This window comes from Saccharolobus shibatae B12 (assembly GCF_019175345.1).
Lineage (GTDB): Archaea > Thermoproteota > Thermoprotei_A > Sulfolobales > Sulfolobaceae > Saccharolobus > Saccharolobus shibatae.
The window spans coordinates 442,989-463,683 of the sequence record NZ_CP077717.1; the positions used below are offsets into that span (position 1 = coordinate 442,989).

At 37.2% G+C, this 20,695-nt stretch carries 14 protein-coding genes; 6 read left to right on the forward strand and 8 right to left on the reverse strand.

Annotated elements, in window-relative coordinates:
- Position 1: 1 nt before the first annotated feature.
- The gene (locus tag J5U23_RS02645; protein ID WP_218266858.1) at positions 2-1,135 is read right to left on the reverse strand and encodes an MFS transporter; all 1,134 of its coding nucleotides are present in this window, start codon (positions 1,133-1,135) and stop codon (positions 2-4) included.
- 224 nt (positions 1,136-1,359) lie between these two features.
- Here J5U23_RS02645 and J5U23_RS02650 point away from each other — a divergent pair, with 224 nt between their 5' ends.
- Positions 1,360-2,202 carry an amidohydrolase family protein gene (locus J5U23_RS02650; protein ID WP_218266859.1) on the forward strand — a complete coding sequence of 281 codons (843 nt, stop codon included), beginning with the start codon at positions 1,360-1,362 and terminating at the stop codon, positions 2,200-2,202.
- On the opposite strand, the gene J5U23_RS02655 is transcribed toward J5U23_RS02650, so the two are convergent.
- Positions 2,197-3,264 (reverse strand): Gfo/Idh/MocA family protein, encoded by a 1,068-nt coding sequence (locus tag J5U23_RS02655; protein ID WP_218266860.1) that lies wholly within the window; start codon positions 3,262-3,264, stop codon positions 2,197-2,199. The genes J5U23_RS02650 and J5U23_RS02655 overlap by 6 nt on opposite strands.
- 281 nt (positions 3,265-3,545) lie before the next feature.
- Between J5U23_RS02655 and J5U23_RS02660 the strand changes: the two genes are divergently transcribed.
- Both J5U23_RS02660 and J5U23_RS02665 read left to right on the forward strand, forming a co-directional pair.
- Positions 3,546-3,713, forward strand: a complete 168-nt coding sequence (locus J5U23_RS02660) for a hypothetical protein (protein ID WP_218266861.1) — start codon at positions 3,546-3,548, stop codon at positions 3,711-3,713.
- Positions 3,714-3,746: 33 nt separating this feature from the next.
- Positions 3,747-4,772: an aldo/keto reductase gene (locus J5U23_RS02665; protein WP_218266862.1), complete on the forward strand. Its 1,026-nt coding sequence runs from the start codon at positions 3,747-3,749 to the stop codon at positions 4,770-4,772.
- On the opposite strand, the gene J5U23_RS02670 is transcribed toward J5U23_RS02665, so the two are convergent.
- On the reverse strand, positions 4,755-5,714 hold the full coding sequence (locus J5U23_RS02670; RefSeq protein WP_218266863.1) for a Gfo/Idh/MocA family protein: 960 nt from the start codon (positions 5,712-5,714) through the stop codon (positions 4,755-4,757). The two genes, J5U23_RS02665 and J5U23_RS02670, sit on opposite strands and share 18 nt — an antisense overlap.
- 95 nt (positions 5,715-5,809) lie before the next feature.
- Here J5U23_RS02670 and J5U23_RS02675 point away from each other — a divergent pair, with 95 nt between their 5' ends.
- Positions 5,810-8,401, forward strand: a complete 2,592-nt coding sequence (locus tag J5U23_RS02675) for an ABC transporter transmembrane domain-containing protein (protein WP_218266864.1) — start codon at positions 5,810-5,812, stop codon at positions 8,399-8,401.
- Here J5U23_RS02675 and J5U23_RS02680 read toward each other — a convergent pair.
- The 5 genes from J5U23_RS02680 to J5U23_RS02700 form a co-directional block, all read right to left on the reverse strand.
- Positions 8,376-9,470 carry a Gfo/Idh/MocA family protein gene (locus J5U23_RS02680; protein ID WP_218266865.1) on the reverse strand — a complete coding sequence of 365 codons (1,095 nt, stop codon included), beginning with the start codon at positions 9,468-9,470 and terminating at the stop codon, positions 8,376-8,378. The genes J5U23_RS02675 and J5U23_RS02680 overlap by 26 nt on opposite strands.
- Positions 9,471-9,935: 465 nt before the next feature.
- The gene (locus J5U23_RS02685) at positions 9,936-11,069 is read right to left on the reverse strand and encodes an MFS transporter (protein WP_218266866.1); all 1,134 of its coding nucleotides are present in this window, start codon (positions 11,067-11,069) and stop codon (positions 9,936-9,938) included.
- A 78-nt stretch (positions 11,070-11,147) separates the two neighbouring features.
- Positions 11,148-13,319 carry a xanthine dehydrogenase family protein molybdopterin-binding subunit gene (locus tag J5U23_RS02690; RefSeq protein ID WP_218266867.1) on the reverse strand — a complete coding sequence of 724 codons (2,172 nt, stop codon included), beginning with the start codon at positions 13,317-13,319 and terminating at the stop codon, positions 11,148-11,150.
- A gap of 331 nt (positions 13,320-13,650) precedes the next feature.
- On the reverse strand, positions 13,651-14,880 hold the full coding sequence (locus tag J5U23_RS02695) for a Gfo/Idh/MocA family protein (RefSeq protein WP_218259340.1): 1,230 nt from the start codon (positions 14,878-14,880) through the stop codon (positions 13,651-13,653).
- 37 nt (positions 14,881-14,917) lie between these two features.
- Positions 14,918-16,702: a glycoside hydrolase 5 family protein gene (locus J5U23_RS02700; protein ID WP_218266868.1), complete on the reverse strand. Its 1,785-nt coding sequence runs from the start codon at positions 16,700-16,702 to the stop codon at positions 14,918-14,920.
- On the opposite strand from J5U23_RS02700, the gene J5U23_RS02705 reads away from it, so the two are divergent.
- Together J5U23_RS02705 and J5U23_RS02710 are read left to right on the forward strand one after the other, a co-directional pair.
- On the forward strand, positions 16,689-19,658 hold the full coding sequence (locus J5U23_RS02705; protein WP_218266869.1) for an alpha-mannosidase: 2,970 nt from the start codon (positions 16,689-16,691) through the stop codon (positions 19,656-19,658). The two genes, J5U23_RS02700 and J5U23_RS02705, sit on opposite strands and share 14 nt — an antisense overlap.
- Positions 19,659-20,558 (forward strand): SDR family oxidoreductase, encoded by a 900-nt coding sequence (locus J5U23_RS02710; protein ID WP_218266870.1) that lies wholly within the window; start codon positions 19,659-19,661, stop codon positions 20,556-20,558. It abuts the gene before it with no gap.
- The last annotated feature ends 137 nt before the right edge of the window (positions 20,559-20,695 follow it).

The following is a 20,695-nucleotide window of genomic DNA, read 5'->3' on the forward strand; positions in this document are numbered from 1 at the left end:
ATTATTTAAGCTTTGAGCGAGTATCTTTTATTGTCAAGAATAGGGGAGATACAGAGAATCTTAGTATGGATGAAATGATAAGCATGAGATCTATTGAGTACATTGGATTATAAAACTGTGAGACGTAACTATACGCTACTCCCCCTAATATTGATCCAGTCATTACTCCACAGCCTACTGTTAAATTATAAACTGCCAAATTTTTCCTTATTGTGAAATCATCTGAGTTATCAAATATATAAGCAATGTAAGTTACTGATCCCACAGCGTTAGTAAACCCACTGGCTAGGTTAGTAACATAAATGATGTAAATGGAATTAGATAGGGCATAAGATAATGGATAAATGGTAAAAAGTGCGCTACCGAGGAAAAGCGTTAATCTTCTCTTAGTATCGGTTAATTTAGCCACAATCCTTTGAAACAGAATTGTGGTAACTCCAGTTTCCACACTTAATATCGCTATATTTTCATCGTTCATGTGGAATTTATATACTTGTGCTAACGGGAAAATTGGCCACGCTAATGATAATACTAGATTAAAGAGGAACACAGTAGCTAAAAATCTTTTTAACAAAGATGTACTTTTAACTCCCCTTTCCTCGAATGTCGTATCTGTCTCTATCTTTCTAGACAAGTAAGCAGAACCAACAAGCATCAACCCAGAGATAAGGAAGAACTCTCTTATTAGCTCCGTGTTACTTCCCGTAATTAAACCCGTTATTAAAGTAGCTGCCAATGCTCCTGTTGTTCCGTAAACTAGATATAGGGATAATGTGGATCCTCTACTATTCTTACTTATTTTATCCATTATCAAATTCCATCCAAAATTTGCAATACCAATACTTATCGTTATAATAAAATAGACAATAAGGAATGTTAGGTTAAAGGGTATAAACGAGCTTATAACCCATAGTAGCCCGTTAACTAATGTGCCTATAAATATTAGGAGTTTAGCTTTGGATTTAATGAAGTTTAGGAAATATTGCGAAATGTTAGGTACTGCATTAGTTGCTGATGTGATTAAGGCTAATTCCTCTGAGCTCATTCCGAAGTACGCCGATACAAATGATATGAATGGATTTACCAGATTATTTGCAAGATTTGATAAGATTGCAAAAATTTTTAGATATTTCAATCAGGTTCACTAGTAATTTTCCATTAGGAAATTAAAAGTTAACTTACAATAGTGAATGAATACCAAACCTAAAAATTCTAAATTTGGACGTAATACTACAAGGTTATTCATAATAGAAAGCTTTAAAATGTGTAGTGTAATTCTTACATTTTGTCAATTTGTTAGGATTAATTTTTGTATTTATAGACGGATTAATTTAAAAGGTATCAAATTGAAATGTATTTATGGGTTATGTAGATGCTCACACACACGTCTGGTTTAAGGAAGCTCTACCCAAGGATTTCTTCTTTAACGATTCGGGCTATGAGTATACACCACCTAGCGTTCAAGATATTATAAAGGAAATGGACAGTGTTAATATCGACTATATAGTCATAATAGCATATCCCAGCAGAGAGATATGGCTTACTAAGGAGGATTTCCCAATCAACATGATAAGGGTTGTGAAGGAGTACGCAAATAGGTTTTCCATTGTTGGTGGGATCGAGCCAAACAAGTTGAGCCTCAATGAGGCTAAGGAGTGGTTAGAAAAGCAATATGAGGCTGGGGTTTCCGGCTTTAAGTTGCATCCAGTCCACTCTCATGTAAAGCCAAATGCTTATAGAGATGAAGAAGGTGGACTGAAACAACTTGAGTTACTTTACGAGTTCGCGCAAGATCACAGCTTACCAGTTATTATTCATACTGGTACTAGTGTGTTCTTGAAGGCTAGGAATAAGTACGCCGATCCAATATTCGTTGATGACATAGCTGTGGATTTTCCAAGGCTAAAGATTGTATTAGCTCACATGGGCAGACCAAATTACGTCCCTACAGCTTTCCAACTGGTTAGGATAAGGAAGAACATCTACGGTGAAATCTCTTCCATTCCTCCCAAGAAACTGTTGGAATATTTGCCTAGAATTGAGGAAATAAGCTATAAGACGATTTATGGAAGTGATTACGGTGGGCCGGGTATAAAAGGTATCTCCTATAACCTAAAGGAGTTTCTGTCTATAAAAATTAGTGAAAAAGCAAAGTTCGATATGGCTAGCAATAATCCCAGAGCTTTATATAAACCCTTATAGCGATATTTTTACATCCTTATCTTCAATTGATGACCTATATATTCCATCAATAATAGAATGAAGGATTACACTCTCCTCACCAGTTACTGGAGGTTCCCTATCTTGTAAAATGCTATCCACAAAAGCCTTTACCATTTCGAAGTATATGTCAACTTTCCTTAGTGCGGGTTTAGTATCGGTAAGGAAGTTCTCAGTTCTGCTGTGGAAAGATATATCCGTGATCGCCTCATGCCCAGTTCCCTCAATTCCTCCCCTATCCCCTAATATCCTTATGTAACTCTTCTCCTCCATATGAGACACATTAGCTGCCCAACCAACTTCTATTATTAAACTTACATCACCTTCAAGCTTTACCAATCCAACAGCGTAGTCATCCAAACTGAAATTCTCTGGATCCCAAGATCCCCAATTGAACTTAACTTCTTCCTTTTTATTTCCGAATTTCGTATATACCTTACCCACAACGCTTTTTGGCTTCTTAAACTTTAACAAGGTAAGTAAATTATCTATTAAATAGCATCCAATATCTAATAGCGCACCCCTTCCTCCAGAAAGTGTTTTATCAATGAACGTAGGTATCCCCGGTATGCCTCTCCTCCTAACCAAATACCCATAGGCTACGTAAGGCTCTCCCAATAAGCCCTTGTCTACGATCTCTTCGCCGTATTGCAATGCTGGAGAGAATCTACTCCAGTATCCTACCATTAACTTTAATCCCTTCTTTCTAGCCTTATTAACTACCTCCTTAACTTCATCCAGGTTAGCCCCCAATGGTTTATCAACTAAAACGTTAATTCCCCTATTTAGTACGTCAATAGCTATCTTGGAATGTAATCCAGTTGGCGTTACAATGCTTACGGCATCGGGGGACTCCTTTTCTATCATCTCCATGTAGTCCAAGTAACATTTAATCTTAAACTGTGACGACACTTCCTCACATCTTTCTTTGTTTACATCAGCTATAGCTATGATCTCTACTTTGTCGTTCAGCTTAGTCAATGGAATTAGATGCCTATTTCTTCCGTGACCACCTACTCCTATGACTCCGTATCTAATTTTCATAAGTATTATATGCTACAAAAGGTTATAAACTATCATAGGCAAAGTTTAAATAACAGTTGAAAAGATGAAATATATTACCCCTAAGTTTGTTAAAAATTCTTAGCTGTCTGACTTGTAATAGTAAAAAATTATCATATTCTTTATATTTTAAATAAAATCTTTTAAATGATAACGTAGTTTTCAACGTTTGGAAACGTAATTTATACATTCCTAGATTGATATAAGTATAGGGCAGTAAGCTTTAAAAACTTGAATATACATTTATACAATAGTGAAAGAAAATGGCTTTACTACAGTTGAGGAAGAAGGAAGAAGAGCCAAAGAAAGACGATGATAAGGAGAGAGAAGAAATAATATCAATTGATAAACTACCAGAGGAGTATTTAAGACTTGAATATCCAAACGATTGGAAGTATCTGCAAAAGGTAAAAGGATATAGGGTTTTTTGAAACTATAAATAGCTGTATTCTCGTTTTATATATATGAAGTATGTTAAATTAGGTGATTCTGGAGTTAAGGTATCTCAAGTTGCTATAGGTACGTGGTTTCTTCCTAGAGTACAAGAGAAGGACGAACTAGGTATCCATAAAGTGGATAAAGAGACTACATTGAAGATCCTTAAAAGAGCGTATGATGAGGGAGTTAACTTCATAGATACGGCAAATAGATATCACGGTGCTATGGCACCAGTGGATTTGGCACATGTAGGTAATGCCGAGCGCATTGTTGGAGAATTTCTAAAAACTGTGAATAGGGAATCTGTAGTAATTTCGACTAAGGTTAGGGGTAAGATGGGTGAGTTCGCTAATGGAGAAGGTTTGTCTAGGAAACATATACACTGGCAAATTAAGGAAAGTTTGAAAAGGTTAGGCACATCATATATAGATCTCTATTTTATCCATTGGCCAGATCCCGATACTCCCAAGCTGGAAACCCTAAAAACGTTGAACAGTTTAGTGAACAATGGCTTAGTTTATTATTTGGGCGTTAGTAATCATTCTGCAATTGATGTGATGGAATTCCTACATTTAAGTGAGAGGTATAACCTGGAGAAATTCGTGGTAATGCAAGAGAAATACAACATGTTGGAAAGGGATATAGAGAAAGATAAGGTTGAAATTGCAAAAAGGTATGGATTAGCAATTATGGCTTATTCACCGTTAGCTCAAGGGTTTCTCACTGGAAAGTATACGGATAGAAATGGTTGGAAGGTTGAGGAACTTAGTAGAGCTACTATAAGTGAAGACTTAAAGAAAAGATACTTTACCGACGTTAATTTAAAGATATTATTGGGGCTTAAGGATATTGCATCAGAACTGGGGATAACCTTATCACAATTGGCTATCGCTTGGCTTCTCAAGAGAGGTGAACAGCTCGGTGTTACAGTAATCCCACTTATTGGAGCCAGTAAAGTTGAGCATCTAGAGGACAACCTATCTGCCTTAAATGTAAACTTGAGAGATGAGTATATGAAAAGAATAGAGGAAATATTAGGAAAATCCGCATGACTTGTAAACGTCAAGAGCTGCTCTTAAATCCCTCAAGGCAATTTCAGGTGGCATAGGTACTTCAGTATTGTTTTTCACAGCGTTTACAAATCCCCTTATTTCTTCCTCTATTGGATTCACCTTTTCGACCTCAATTCTTTCCTCTTTACCATCAACGTTTAATATCAGATCTCCGTAAGGCTTTCCCATAACTCTCGTATTTGAATCTTCTATTAAACTCCCTTTCTCTCCATAAACCTCAAACGCTGGCACTTTTGGTGGATTTGGGGTTGCCCAACTATATAATAATAGCCCTAGATGTCCTTTTCTAAACTTAAAAGTCGCTAAAGTTAAATCTTCTCCTTCTATACCCGAGAAGTACCTCCCACAAATTCCCTTGACGCTTTCGTATTCTCCACCTAAATTAAGTAATGTATCTATGAAATGAACACCCCCATCTATAAGTGCTCCTCCTCCCATTTTCTCCTTTTCTCTTCTCCATCCCTTTGGCTGATATAAGTGAGTTGATCTCACAATTATTAGGGATAAGTTCCCTAATCTCGATAAAAGCTCCCTCGCCTTTCTAACTGATGATTCGAAATAGAATTGTTCCAAAACCATGAATTTCCTTTTAGTCTCTTTTGCAGTATTTATCAGTCCCATTGCCTCTTCTATTGTCCTCGCTATTGGCTTCTCAAGCATTAAGTGTTTCCCAGCCTTCATGGCCATTGCGCCCATTGGGTAGTGTTGGTCATGACTCACTAATAAGTCAATAATGTCAACATCTGATTTTATAACATCTTCGTAGTTTGTAAAATAACCCTTGGCGTTAAACTCCTTTACACACTCTTTTGCCTTTTCCTCATTTCTGCTGAAAACGTAGTACTCTATTCCGCTTATATTTTTCATGGCTCTTAAATGTACTTTTCCGAAACCGTCACATCCCACTACAGCAATTTTCATAGCCTAATATTTTAGTTTTTTAAATATTTAAACATTACCTTTTATCGTGCGGTAATAGAAATCTTTTTAAGTTAAATCAAAAAATAAGGCTATTCGTGAAGAAAGCATCTATAGTGACTTCGAAGTTTAAGGCTGAAGTTAAGACCGATTTGGATAGGGAATTGAATTTGAGAGAAGAGTTTGTTAAAATTGATGGTAATAGGGTGTCAGTTTTTGACGGCGATAAGGAGGTATTCAGTGTAGACAATGTAGTAAAACTTTCATTGGAGACAGGTATAAGCGTGGATAAGTTAATAGGCTATACTTCTGACGGCAAGGAAATTGAGATTGCTTATTTTACAAAGAGAAAAGAGGAATTATTCAAGAAGGTTATTGACGCGTTTAATAAGGGTGAGCAGATAGAAGTAAAGGATGAGGAGAGAGAAGAGGGTGTAAGAGTTGGTGTAGGCACACTAAGGTGGCTTTGGAACATTGCTTCTAGATATAGAAAGACAATGATATTAGGCGCTACTCTTTCCTTAATAACAACTGGCCTTAATCTAGTTCCTCCATACTTACTTAAAATACTAATTGATAGCGTATTATTATCGCCCTCTCACCCTTCCACGCTCTTCATCAACATTATAGTGCATTTAATAGCATCATATTCAGCACTTGCTTTATTATCTTCTATTCAGAATAGAACACTAAACAATCTAGGTTCCAGAATAATAAATGATTTAAGGGAAATACTGTACAAACACGCGATTAACCACGATTATTCATTCATAGAGAGAATATCTCCTAGTAGGATACTCTCTAGACTTACGACTGATGCGGGAAATACAAATTGGCTATTGGTTTGGGGATTGCCGACACTCGTTACCAACCTATTTACAATAATTGGAATAGGAGTGATTTTATTTACATTAAATCCTACGTTAGCAGCTTTCATATTAATCCCAGTACCCGCAATAATATACTTGATCATCTCATATAGAAGAAAGTCCCATAGGCTCTACCATCGAAATTGGAGGAGAAGTGCAGATATTACCTCTAGAATAAATGATACAATACCTAACTTCCTCGTAGTTAGATCTTTTTCCAAAGAGGAATACGAGTCCAAAAGGCTAAGGGAAATGTTGAATAAGCTTTACGAATCCAGTATTGCGATTAATAAGATGAACTCAGTATACTGGCCTTTAATGGGATTCATAGTTAATCTCTCAACTGTATTAATATGGTGGGTAGGAGGACATGAGGTGATCTCTGGCATTATAGAAATAGGTGTGATAACAGCGTTTATAGCTTACGTTTCCCAGTTTTACGGACCAATCAATAACTTAAGTAACGTTTTGCCATTTATACAACAGTCCTTAACTTCTGCAGAGAGGATTAGGGAAGTGTTAGAAGTTAAACCTCAAATAGCAAATCCGGAAAACCCTAAAAGACCTAATATGCCTGCTGAGATACGTTTCGAACATGTTTACTTCGGTTATGATCCGCACTTCCCCGTAGTTAAGGATATTAATATTGAAATAAAGCCAGGGGAGAAAGTAGCAATTGTTGGCAAAAGTGGTTCAGGGAAGAGTACGATAGCTAAACTGCTTCTGAGGTTCTATGACGTTAATGAGGGTAGAATTCTCATTGATGGTATAGATATTAGAGAAATAGATTTAAATTATCTAAGAAAAAAAGTTGCGTATGTACCTCAGGACGTGGTATTATTTGATACTACGGTAGGATATAACGTGGCATATGGTACGGATAATGTGAGTGAGATTGACATAATTAGAGCGTGTAAGATTGCCAAAATCCACGATGAGATAGTTAAATTACCGTTCGCTTATGATACAATTTTAGGGGAAAGGGGAACATATCTATCAGGAGGACAGAGACAGAGGTTAAGTATTGCTAGGGCAATCATAAAGAACCCTGACGTGTTAATATTCGATGAGGCAACTTCCAATTTGGACGTTACAAGTGAAAGAGAGGTTTACGAAACAATGATGGATGTGTCTAAGGGTAAGACGGTAATAATGATAACGCATAATGTGCATGAGGTTATGAACTCAGATAAGGTTATAGTCTTAAGTAATGGTAAAGTGGTGGAGGAAGGAAAGCCAATTGAGTTACTAAATAAGAAAGGGGAATTCTATAAAATGTTTAAGGAACAGATTAACGAGGAAAATATCTTCGCCAGAATGAAACGCGATAGCAAAGAAGAGAAAATCATTGTAAACCTTATTGATGCTGATAACGTGAAGATAGATCAATCTGTTAGGAGAAGTACCGTGGATGTTATTTATCAAGGGAAGGTTTATCGGGCTTTAGTGCCAAAAATGTTATTTCCAATAACTAAACCAACGTTTATAGGTCTTTATGACGAGAGTGGTAAGGAGATATTCTTGATAGATGAATATACTAAATTGGACGAAAAATCTCGTAAAGTATTGGAGAATGCATTAGCTTATAATAATTTAATATTCCAAGTGAGGAAAATAAACGAGATTAACATAAAGGGTGATCAATTAGAATGGGACGTGGAAACTAATAAAGGTTCAATAAAGGTCTACACGATTGGAAGGAGGAACGTAGTTGTCCTAGATTCTAAAGTAGTTTTAATTGATAAAAACGATAATCTTTACGAAATTGATCTGGATAAAATAGATAGGAAGAGCTTTAAGATACTAGTTGAGACTGTTTAAGAAGCCATTGAGGGATATCTATTTTCACCTCTCTCCCTTCTAAAGCCGATTTGTATATACTTTCTAGTATGGCTACTCCTATGGCACCTTGTTCCGCTGAACATAACGGATATTCTGGAAATCCTTTAGAAATCGAGTCCATCACAGTTCTCCACACTTCTCTATATACGCTTCCTCTTTGTGGTTGAGTTGAGGGGGTACTAATGAAGTATTCGTCTGCAATATTTCTCATGAAATTCAATATTCCGTTTTCTATATGTACTCCACCCTTATCGCCTAAAATTGTTACTTCCATTTTGTTCTCCTTTATATACGAAGCCCAGCTCACTTCCATATACGCTGTTATTTCGTCTCCTAAATTTAAGAAGGCTGAGCCGAAATCTTCAACCTCAACTTTAAAGTTAGGTAGGTTAGGAGAGGGATAAACGGAGAACTTAGTCTTGTCATCAGAGAAAGCACTATATGTTTTACCCGTAACACTCTTAGGCATTGGGAAATCTGAGAGGAAAAGTAATAAATCTACGATGTGTGTACCTATATCAAATACTGCTCCACCTTTAGCTAAATCCTTTTTAATAAATGTTGGTGAGGTAGGTATTCCTCTCTGTCTTATATAAAATCCTCTCATGTGGTATATTTTACCTACTTCACCACTTCTTATCAATTTCTTAGCAATTAACATCGCTGGGTTAAACCTATTTTCATGGCCTACAACTAATACCTTATTTCTTTTCCTCGAAGCTTCTACCAGTGTTAAAGCCTCTTGAAATGAAGTAGCCATTGGTTTTTCCACGTAAACATTAGCGTCATTATTTATGGCATCTAATGCTATACTTGCGTGAAGGCTGTGGGGTACTGCTACTAAAACGAGGTCGGGATTTTCATTCCTTAACATTTCCTTATAATCTAAATAACCTTTACACCCTGTTTTTTGAGAGAGATCTTTTACCCTTTTTTCATCTATATCCGCACAGTAATCTACTTTTATTCCTAGGTCAGTTAGTGCTGGAAGATGGCCAGTAGTTACCCATCCTCCTAATCCTATAATTCCTAATTTCATATCTAACATTTAATTATTAGATTTAAAAACTTTATTTGATAAGCGTTATGTAAAATAAAAAGGACTGCTTTCATATCTTGCTATCTCATCTCACCTCAAAATTAAAGCCACGCTAGTTGCGTGAAAGCTAAAACCCTTATTATTAGTATTATTAGTATGATGAAAGATTAAGACGAACTTTATCCCTCAGAGCTAATGAGAGTCAGTACTTAAATAAACCCGTTATTTGATAAATAGATAGCAGTTGTTCTAATTTTCCTCGTTAATACAAAATTCCCGGTACTACCGATAAAATTTTTAGTTTACTGTTTAGTTAATTAAAAATATGAGGATAAACTCCTCAGGTTAGTTGAGATGTGTTTAGTTGATGCACTAAATTTGCTGAAAATCTTTAAGCTACGTTAAAGTAGAACAACAACTGCTAAATAGAATAAAGAGAATTCGGTATTTTCTATAATCAAAGACCAGTTATGATTAGGAAACCTCTTTTATTTTTAAATACAACAGTGACATTAGTATTCTCATTACTCCTATCCCAATTAGCATGATATTGATGGCAACTCCTAAACTGAACCAATCTGAAATAACATTGAACATTAAACTTGAAATTGTTGAACCTAAAAGTGCGGCAATTCCGTTAAACATGTTGTATAGAGCTATATTAATCCTCTTTTCGTAATAGTCAGAGTGGTCAAATAGGAACGCAGTATAAGAGATTGAGGCGGAGTTAGTAAATCCAGAAACTAGATTAGCAATGTATATCTCATAGGGTGCGGTGGAAAATGCATACGCTAGTGGGAAAGTTGCTAAGGCAAATCTTCCAAAGAACATAACGAATTTTCTATGCCTATCAACTAATCTACCCACGAGCCTCTGTAATGCTAGTGTGGAAGCTCCTCCCGTAAAGTTAATTACAGCCACTTGAAATTCGTCCATATGGAACTTATATACTTGGGCCAACGGGAAAATTGGCCACGCCATTGACCATACAAACGTGAAGATGAAGTTAGTCATGATGAATTTTCTAACCTCAGAATTCGATGAAAACAGTCTTATACCATTACCTTTTGCAAACTCAGCATCAACATCGGAGTGGTAGATTACGTAAGCGTTAAAAGCGTATATTAACCCAGCGATGATGAAGAAGTACCGCATTAAGTCTAAATTATTACCTACGATGAATCCAGTTATTAACGTAGCTATTAGACCACCTATTGAAGCGTAAAAATTATAATACGCTAGCGTCCTTCCCCTGTGGCTTGTACTAATTTTATCCAAAATGAGTAACCAACCAAAATTCGCTGCACCCAGACAAGCAGTTATAATCGAGTAAACCAATACGAAATACTCATTGTATATTGCGTAAACTCCTACTAATATCCACAGTAAACCTCCCACCAAGCTGCCAATAGCGATTAGCTTTTTGGCTTTTATGTACAAATTTGCTAATACATATTGGATTATTCCAGGGAACGCAGTATTAGCAGAGGATACTATTGCCAATAAAGCACCCGTTATTCCATTGGATGCAGTAAAGAACGATACGAAGGGATTTACGAGACTAATAGCCAAATTGTTAAGAAGTGAGTAGAGTCTCAATGGCTTCAATAGGGGTCATAATGGAGATTAATGGTTTAATCTTTTAAAGTTATTCCCTTTAAAATTTTTGGAAAAAACATATAGTGATTAGCTATTTAAAAGTTTCAAAATTAATTCTGATTTAGTTGGCATTGTATAAATGTTTTTACCAATAGCGTCTTCCACGGCGTGAAGAATTGTTGGAGTTGCTGCAATGGTTGGTAGTTCTCCTATTCCCTTAGATCCTAATGGTGTATCCGATTTAGCTAACGCTAGAGACTTCCACTCAATCTTAACAGCTTCCATAGCAGTGGGAATAACGTAATCTGAGAAATTGGAAGTTATTAATGAGCCCTCTGGTGAGTAAACTGTTTCCTCATATAGTGCTTGAGATATACCTTGAAGAGCACCCCCATGAACTTGTCCCTCAGCTAAGAGCGGATTTACCACAACTCCTACATCGTCAAATGCCTTGTAATCTAATACTTTTACAGATCCAGTCTCTTTATCTACCTCTACTAACGCCATATGTATTCCATAGGGTGAGGTATAGGGTCTAATCGTGTAAGAGTATTCCTCCTCTGGGTATACTCCCATACGCAGTGCTTCTCTAGCAGCATCGGCTAAGCTCATTTCGCCCTTTTTATGGTGGAACTTCCCATTCTTATACTCTATTTCCTCTGGCCTTACACCTAACTTTTCACCTACAACTCTAAGCAACTTCTCTTTTAATCTTATTGAGGCTTCATATACTGCGGAACCTCCAACTGTTAAAGTTGTACTGCCACCCGTTAAACCACCATGAGATATTAAGTCAGTATCTCCCCATAGCACATCAACTTGACTTACATCAATCTCAAATATCTCAGCTGCTATTTGCGCAAATGCAGTAGCATCCCCTTGCCCATGCGGAGTAAATCCACTCACTACTTGAATCCTACCATTAGGTGTAAGTTGTACTCTAGCAGTACCAGTCCCGAAGGATGCTATCTCTGATACTATAGCTACTCCTACTCCAGTCAACTTGCCCTTAGCCCTTAACTCGTCACGTTTTCTTAAAAGCTCATGATAAGCCGGTTTAGCAATTTTTAACGTCTCCCTGTATTTCCCACTGTCATAATACATTCCAGTCGGAGTGTTATAGTGACTTACCTCATCGATTATATTAACCTCCCTAATTTCAAATTGATCAATACCTAAAGCCCTAGCTCCGAGGTTGAGGATCCTCTCTATAAAGTATGTAGCCTCAGGTCTACCAGCACCCCTATATGGACCTATAAACGTCTTGTTAGTAGCAACGCCTAGTACCTTAACCTTTAGGGCATTAACCTTATATCTACCCACCAATAATCTAGCTGCCGTAGTGGCCATTCCAAAGGAATCTTCATAAATCTCCCTTATTGGAGCACCTAAATCCATGATCAGAGTTCCTTCTATTCCCAACAATTTTCCCTCCTTATCAAAGGCAGCCTTAAACTTTAACCTCATGTCCCTTCCATGATTTGTGGACATGAACTCCTCAGTCCTAGTATTAAACCACTTTATAGGCTTCCCAGTAAGGACAGCTAAATAGGATATTAGAACTTCTTCCGGATAAATGTAGATTTTACTACCAAATGCTCCTCCAACAAAGGGCTGGACTACCCTAACATCATTTACTCCATACTTTGGTAATAATTGTAAAAGAGTGTCCTTTAATCCAAATACGTTCTGTGTACTACTCCATACCGTTAGCCTTCTTCCATCAAAGTAAGCTACAGCACCTCTAGGTTCCATTGCTGATGGGATTACTCTTTGGTTCACAACCTCAGCTTCAACAACCTTATAAGCGTTTTTAAACGCTAAGTTTACATCTCCTATCTCCACATTATCCTCTAACACAATATTTGAGTCCAAATCACTTTTAGCTTTCTTAACGTTTTTCAACGCTTCCTCAACGTCAATAACTGCAGGTAATGGTTCGTATTCCACTTCTACTTGTTCAGCCAAATCCCTAGCCTTGTATTCATCTTCAGCTAAAACAACTGCTAATGGTTGTCCTTGATAAATTGCCTCTTCTTTAGCTAATCCGATGAGATCTGGTAAATCTTTAGCAGTGTAACATAATGCACCTTCTGGGCATCTTATACTCTTTATCTTTGCATGTGCATACTGGCTTCTTATAAATATCGCGTAAAGTGTACCCTTAAAGTCAATGTCGTATACAAATCTGCCTTTCCCAGCAATTAAGGAGGGATCTTCTATTATCCTCCTAACGGGTCTTCCTATTTCTCTTGGCATGGTTTAAGATATGTTCTTTGTTAATAAAAACTTTATTACAACAGTCTTTTCGTAATACATGGCTTGGTAAACTTAACAAGTAAAGGATAACTATATTAACCTATTCAAAAGAGTTTAAACCTTATCTCTTGAAAGGGAGGCCAGGGCAACTCCCCATTAAATCCCCATAACCCCCTTTATTACCCCATTTGCCCTGGCCCTATCCCATGACTATATATTGAAAATCTCTGCTTAAAAACTTTACTTTCATCATGCTAAGTAAAACGTACATATTCTATAATTATAGTATAGAAACTCTAAACTTATCAGTTATACTATTAAATGTATTATTTTAAATGGTGGAATATGATCCTCTAGCTACCTTTGGTATGAAATCCTCTACTTGATGTGGATTGAAACTAATCTTCCTCCCATTCTCAGCTGAAAGGTAGGCGTGCATCATAAGTTGGACTATTAATAATCCGTCATACCAATTCTCGATAGGCATTTTACGGGATAGGAAAGACTCAATCATATGTCTATCCTCCCCTTGATACCCGTAAGTTACTGCCTCATCGGGTATAATTGGCATTAATCCTTGGTCTGCATTTTGCTTTTCGACAAAAGTTTCAGATGGTGGAAGTTTAACGTTTCTACTGAAGAACGTTGATAGTTCCGATTGTAGAGTATTAATGTTAACACTGTATTCCGGCCCTAAAACCTCAACCGATAATCTAAGCCCAGCTCCAACGAAGTTCCACGAAGTCCTGGTCTCAGCAATTATTAAATTTCCTATATCGTCCTCATAAGTTATAACAGTTAATGCGTAATCCTCCGCTGGTTCCTTCATGAAGTCCACGTTATACCTTTCTTTTAAATGCCTAGCATACTCTTCCTTATTCCACTTCAACGTTTTTATCTCAGCGTACACGTGTTTCGGCTTAAGTGAGGATTTATCCTTTGAAGGGTCAGTTAGTAAAAATCTAGTTGCCTCCAAACTGTGACAAGTCATATCTATTAGTGCCCCTCCACCAGAAATAGTTGGTTTCCAAAACCAGCTATTATGAGGGCCAGAGTGCTCTTCAGCTGCTCTTGCCAAGTATGGTCTTCCGGAATTCCTCGCCCCCATCTCCCAGATAGCCTCTTTAGCCCTTACCACAGAAGGCATGAAGATCTGATTCTCCAAGTATCCGTGCAGTAGACCAGCCTTCTCCACTAATCTAATCATCTCCTTAGCTTCCTTCACATTTCTAGCCAAGGGTTTTTCTACGGCTATTCCATATACGTTGGATCTCCCTTGCGAGACCTCTTCGCTAATCAATTTCGTGTATTCTAAATGTGCATCATTGGGGACAGTTAGCCATACTGCATTAATCTCCTTATCTGATAGCATTTTACTAATATCGTCATACACTTTAGGTTTCCCTAATCCCAGTTGTTCAGATAATCCAGCAAATTCTTTAGAAGAGTTTAGATTTCTAGAATAAACTCCCTTAACTTCTACATTCCTAACTCCCACTAATCCCCTTAGATGAAACCTAGCTGAAAACCCACTTCCTACAAACGCGATACCTAAAGCCATAAAATAAGTTTGTAACAATAATTAAAAAATATATAGGTTAAACTCTCATTAGACAGCCCGACTTAGCCCTAACTACTCCTTGGCATGAGTCCATATCCTCTTTAACTTTCACGTTAAGTTCATATTCCTTATCCTCCCATGTGTGATTTAAAACCGCTATCAAGCTCTCTCCTTTTCCTTCGAGGTACTGTATTTCAACACCAAAGTCTTGTTTTGGAAAGCTCTGTTCTATATTGGCTACTCTTCCAATATGATCATAAAGGAAGAAGTGGCGTTTATCCATTGTCTCGTTGTTTGAGGATATTAACTCTAGAGGTATTGTGGAGAGGATAGCGTTGCCCTTTCCTCTTTTAGCGATGAAAATTACACCATTGTTGTTATCATCTACTCCTATTACTTTAGCATCCTTTTCTTTAAATGAATAGGTGTATAAATTAGATTGTCCCAATTCGAGTATATTATTATCTAATCTTATTCTTTCTGGTACCTTAACTCCCTTACTTCCTGCGTAATTATTGGGGATTACTCCAAAAAGTTCCTCCCATAAGTGTGTTGCAGACAGATGCGTTAGAGTATAGGTTGAGAAGTAGATAGTACTACCATTTTCAACTACCTTTAATAATTTCCTCCACGTCGTTGTAAGTAGTCTAGTAACGGAGGGTATTATTAATAATTTATAACTTGATAAATTTTCATCCTCCTCTCTTGCAAATGTAACTTGAATGTTGGATAGTCTAGCGAACGTAAACGCTTGATTCAACACCCTAGCGAAATCCCATCTCTTGTTTTGCTCGTAAACGAATTGGAAGTTCCTATAAAACCACGAGGGTACTAGTATTGCTGAATCCCTTTTAGGCACTTTATAAGATGATAGCTCAATATCCTTTATTTTGCTACTGAAATCGTTTACCACTTTGGCAGCAATCTTCTCACTTCCATCTTGTCTTATCACTCCAAAGGTTAATTCGTGAGGTTCCCATAGATATGGTTCATCACCCTCCCTCGGGAAGTCAGAAAAACACCATATCAATGCACCATCTGCACCGTAAACTAACGCTCCCCTCAGTATTAATCCTATAAACTTAGCGTGGCTTTCCTCAGAGTACAATGAAGTGGGAAATCCGAACTCCTCTAGAATTACCGGCAATCCGGAACTTTTATCGTATTCCAAGGTCATGAAGTATTGAAATGAATGTCTAACTGGATCTTGATCGTACAAATAAATATGTGGAGAGGCATAATCGACAATTCCCTTAACGTTTTCTGGTCTTAAGAAATTGTGGGAAAATGGAGAAACGTTATCTCCAACCGAGACTACGTGTTGATCATCAATTCCCTTAATGTAACTGTACAATTCCTTTAGCCATCCCAAGAACACATCGTCATTTTGTGGCACTCTCACTAATGATATCTCGTTTGTTAGTATCCATCCCATTATTGCATTACTTTGCTTAAAACTATTCGCAATATCTCCTACAAACCTCTTCGTTTGTTCAACCTTGTCGTAAATTGTATTATCACTATCCCATGGTATATTCCAGTTCTTTCCACTCATATGACCTACAATTAAGGTTAATAGAACCTTTATGGAATGCCTTTCCGCCTCTTCAAGAAATCTCCCAATTTTATCTTTACAATCATGTTTTAGATTACCTAGTTGATCTGCGCAATCCTCATTCAATACGAATGCCCTAATAGTGTTTATCCCCAGTTCACTCATTAATTCGAAATCTCTTTTAATTTCTTCAATTTCAAACCTACTCCACATCTTTATATTTGATATTCTAGGCCAATAGTTGAAGCCTAAGATGAACTTTTTCATATTTAAGAATCATAATTTCATATTTATATACTTCTATGCAAGAAGTATATTTATGAGAAGCGTTAACGAGCTTGAAGCGAGACTGATCTTAATACTTGGTAACTCCTTTAGAAATTTAAGGCAATTAAGATGGAATCTCGAAAATCACAATAAGGCTTACCTAGAGGTTGAGGGTAAGGGAAATTCCTATTTGGTAATAGTTGACCACAAAGGAAGTGGACTTATTAGACTAAATGGAAAACCGTATTTCGAGTTAGATAGATATCACACGTTGATACCTATTCCCTTTGGTAGTCATAAGATTAGTTTAGAACTTTCCAACTACATGGACTTTGGTGAAAAAGTAGATATTTCACCTGGAATTCCGTTTTATACTGAGATAGACTCTAACGCCTATAGGCTTTACATATACGGATCTCAGATTCTAGACTTGATAAGAAGTATAAATGACAATGAAGTTAAGGACGATTTGAGTAATTCCTTAAGTAAGGCTTTGGGTGAGGCATATTTTGAGTCAATCTCAAAAGAGCAACTATTCGTTCTATCAAAGCTGATAAGAACGACATTGGATGTAAGTAGAATGATTCAAGAGATTGAGGATCCCCTTGACGTATACAAGGAAGATGAGAATAGGGGTAAATACGAAAGGGCTTTGAACGTTTTGAAGAGTGAATTATCGAGATTAGTTAATAAGTACGGTAAAAGAGGGGAGCTAGTGGGTACTGGTCATGCCCATATCGACACTGCATGGCTGTGGCCATTTGATGAGACTAGAAGGAAAGTTTTAAGAACGTTTTCAACTATTTTAACACTCTTAGACAAGTACGACTTTCACTTCATTCAAAGCGCTGCAATATATTATGAGTGGATAAAGGTAGATTCTCCAGAACTATTTGAAAGGATAAAGGAAAAGGTTAAGGAAGGGAAGTGGGAGTTAGCAGCACTATACGTTGAATCGGATGCAAATATGGTCTCAAGTGAGTCGTTGGCTAGGCAGTTCTTGTACTCTCAGAGGTTCTATCTAGAGAACTTCGGAAGAATTGCCAATATTTTGTGGTTGCCAGATACCTTTGGATTTTCAGCATCATTGCCTCAGATAGCTAAATTGGGTGGAGTAAAGGCTTTCGCAACTCATAAAGTCTTTTGGAACGATACTAACGCATTTCCATTCAATGTTTTCCAATGGGTAGGACCAAATGGCGATCGATTACCTGCAGTTACCTTTGGTCATGGAAAGGGAGGATATAATTCGGACTTTTCAGCTTCAAGCGTACTAGAACAGTACAATAACTGGGCTCAAAAGGATCAACCAATACTATATTCTTATGGATACGGTGATGGCGGAGGAGGACCAAACGAGGATATGTTAATTAGAGCCGAGGCAATTAACCTTTTACCCATATTACCTAAGGTTGAACTAAGTGGTGTAAATAATTATATACAAAGGATAGTTCCAGTAGAAGAATGGAGAGGGGAATTATATTTAGAAACCCACAGGGGTGTATTAACATCACATTCAAAAATGAAATTGCTTAATAGGATGGCAGAAATCGCGTTAAGGGAAGCAGAGCTATGGAGCACTTTGGCTAGGACTTATGATAAAGAAGTATTTACCAAATTATGGAAGGTAGTATTAAAGGATCAATTTCATGATGTTTTGCCGGGATCAGCTATAAAAGACGTTTACAAGGTAGCTTATCAAGAATTAGAAGATGTGATAAATAGGGCTAATAATATTGCATATGAGGCAATGCAGAAGCTAGTTGGCGGTAATGGAGATAAGACATTTGTGTTTAATTCACTATCATGGGATAGGGAGGAGTTCGTGGAGGTTAATGGCAAATTAGTTAAGGTTAAGGTTCCATCAGTAGGCTTCTCTTTGTTGGAACCTCTTGAAGTTAGGGATAAAGTCACCGTTAGTGAAAACAAAGACGATTATCTTATTGAGAATAAATACTATAGGATAAGGATAAGTAAAATTGGACAGCTTCTGTCAATATTCGATAGGGAAGCTAATAGGGAGGTTTTAAAGGATAGGGGTAACCTACTAGTCGCGTATGAGAATATCCCAGGGTGGGCAGACGCGTGGGATATTGAGAAGGGATTTGAGGAGACTCATTTTGAAATTAAGGCCTCTTCATCAGAGATAGTCAATAATGATGGTATTGTAGCTTCAATTAGATTTTCCTATAAATTTAGGAGATCAGAAATTATTCAAATCATCCGTGTTTACGCTGAGAGTAGAAGGATTGACTTCATAACTACATTGAAGATGAAGGATAGGGAATTATTAATAAAAAGTTGGTTTAACTTTGACCTAAACGTGGAGAGGGCAGTTTCCGATATTCCCTTTGGAGTTGTTGAGAGGTTCACTTGGACTAATACTAGTTGGGATAAGGCTAGGTTTGAAGTTCCAATCCAAAAATTTGTTGACTTCTCTGAGAGCGATTATGGCGTTGCATTGCTTAATAACGGAAAGTATGGGGCAACGTTAAGAGGTTCTTCAGTCGGTTTGAGTTTGACTAAAACTCCAATATATCCAGATCCCTCTACTGATCTAGAGGAAATCACTTTCGTTTATTCGCTATATCCCCACGTTGGTGATTGGAAGAGGGCTGAGGTGGTTAAGAGGGCTTATGAGCTAAACGTACCATTGAGAGTAGTTAGGGGAATTAGTGAGGTTAAAAGTGAGAGCTTCATTAGGGTTAGTGATAAGTTGATTTTAGAGGCTGTGAAGGTTGCTGAGGACGATAGCAATAGCATTATATTAAGGTTTTATGAATACGAGAATACCAGAGGAGAAGCTGTTGTTGAACTACCTTTTAATGTGACTGAAGCTAGGAGTCTTGACTTGCTAGAGCTGAATGAGATTTCGAGGGACATTAGAACAGAGGGTAATAGGATTAAGGTAAAATATAAGAATAGGGATATCCTCACAATAAGTGTGAGGGGTTAAATGAAGAAGGTTAGTATAGTTACTGGAGGAGCTAAGGGAATAGGTGCAGCAATAGGTTATAGGTTGGGGAAGCAAGGGTATGCAGTAGCTATTGCTGACATAGACGAAAACGCTGGCAAGTATAGGGAGAACCATTTTAGGAGTGAGGGAATAGATTCCTTTTTCATTAAGACTGATGTTTCGTCGGAGATGGACGTCTTAAATATGGTTGAAAGAGTCTATGATAGATATGGGAGGATTGATGTCCTTGTTAATAACGCTGGTATAGGATTTAGTGGAAAGAGTATAGAAGAACAAACTTTGGAGGAATGGAGGAGAGTGATTGAGACAAATTTAACCGGAGTCTGGCTTTGTTCCAAGTACGTAGTGAAATATATGAAGAATACTGGTGGGGTTATCGTAAACGTAGCATCAACTAGGGCTTTCCAATCGGAACCGAACACTGAGCCTTATTCTGCCTCTAAGGGTGGTATAATTGCATTAACCCACTCCTTGGCTGTTAGTTTAAGCAAGTATAATATAAGGGTGGTTTCCATAAGTCCGGGGTGGATTGATACTAGTAGTTGGCAAGTCCCTCCTAGAGAGTCATATCTATCTAGTTTGGATCATGGACAACATCTGAGTAAAAGAGTTGGAAAGCCTGAAGATGTAGCCTCATTAGTTGCATTTTTAGTGTCTAACGATGCTTCATGGATTAGCGGTGTGAATTTCACAATAGATGGAGGGATGACAGTTAAAATGATATATATTGATGAGAACGTTATTCAAGACTCCTTAACTATGCTATTTAATGACGTAGAGTTCTCATATCAGATTAGAAAATTAATTGAAAAAATTAAAAAAGCAGATAATAAGGAAAATATAAAAAGTAAATTAGATGAGCTCTTAAAGCTATTGTGAACTATGTTTAACATACAATGGGGCTAAATGCCTTACAGCTAAATAAATTCTCTTGACCATTAAAAATACTTCATACGTGATAGGTTCTCTAATCCTCTCTACTTCTTATGAATCCAATTCCGATAAATAAGAGAGTC

Coding starts and splice junctions, on each gene's coding strand:
- J5U23_RS02670 (WP_218266863.1), bottom strand. CDS start 5,714: ATGAAAATTGCTGTAGTGGGATGTGACGGTTTCGGAAAAGTACATTTA.
- J5U23_RS02650 (WP_218266859.1), top strand. CDS start 1,360: ATGGGTTATGTAGATGCTCACACACACGTCTGGTTTAAGGAAGCTCTA.
- J5U23_RS02680 (WP_218266865.1), bottom strand. CDS start 9,470: ATGTTAGATATGAAATTAGGAATTATAGGATTAGGAGGATGGGTAACT.
- J5U23_RS02655 (WP_218266860.1), bottom strand. CDS start 3,264: ATGAAAATTAGATACGGAGTCATAGGAGTAGGTGGTCACGGAAGAAAT.
- J5U23_RS02700 (WP_218266868.1), bottom strand. CDS start 16,702: ATGAAAAAGTTCATCTTAGGCTTCAACTATTGGCCTAGAATATCAAAT.
- J5U23_RS02690 (WP_218266867.1), bottom strand. CDS start 13,319: ATGCCAAGAGAAATAGGAAGACCCGTTAGGAGGATAATAGAAGATCCC.
- J5U23_RS02695 (WP_218259340.1), bottom strand. CDS start 14,880: ATGGCTTTAGGTATCGCGTTTGTAGGAAGTGGGTTTTCAGCTAGGTTT.
- J5U23_RS02665 (WP_218266862.1), top strand. CDS start 3,747: ATGAAGTATGTTAAATTAGGTGATTCTGGAGTTAAGGTATCTCAAGTT.
- J5U23_RS02705 (WP_218266869.1), top strand. CDS start 16,689: ATGAACTTTTTCATATTTAAGAATCATAATTTCATATTTATATACTTC.
- J5U23_RS02710 (WP_218266870.1), top strand. CDS start 19,659: ATGAAGAAGGTTAGTATAGTTACTGGAGGAGCTAAGGGAATAGGTGCA.
- J5U23_RS02660 (WP_218266861.1), top strand. CDS start 3,546: ATGGCTTTACTACAGTTGAGGAAGAAGGAAGAAGAGCCAAAGAAAGAC.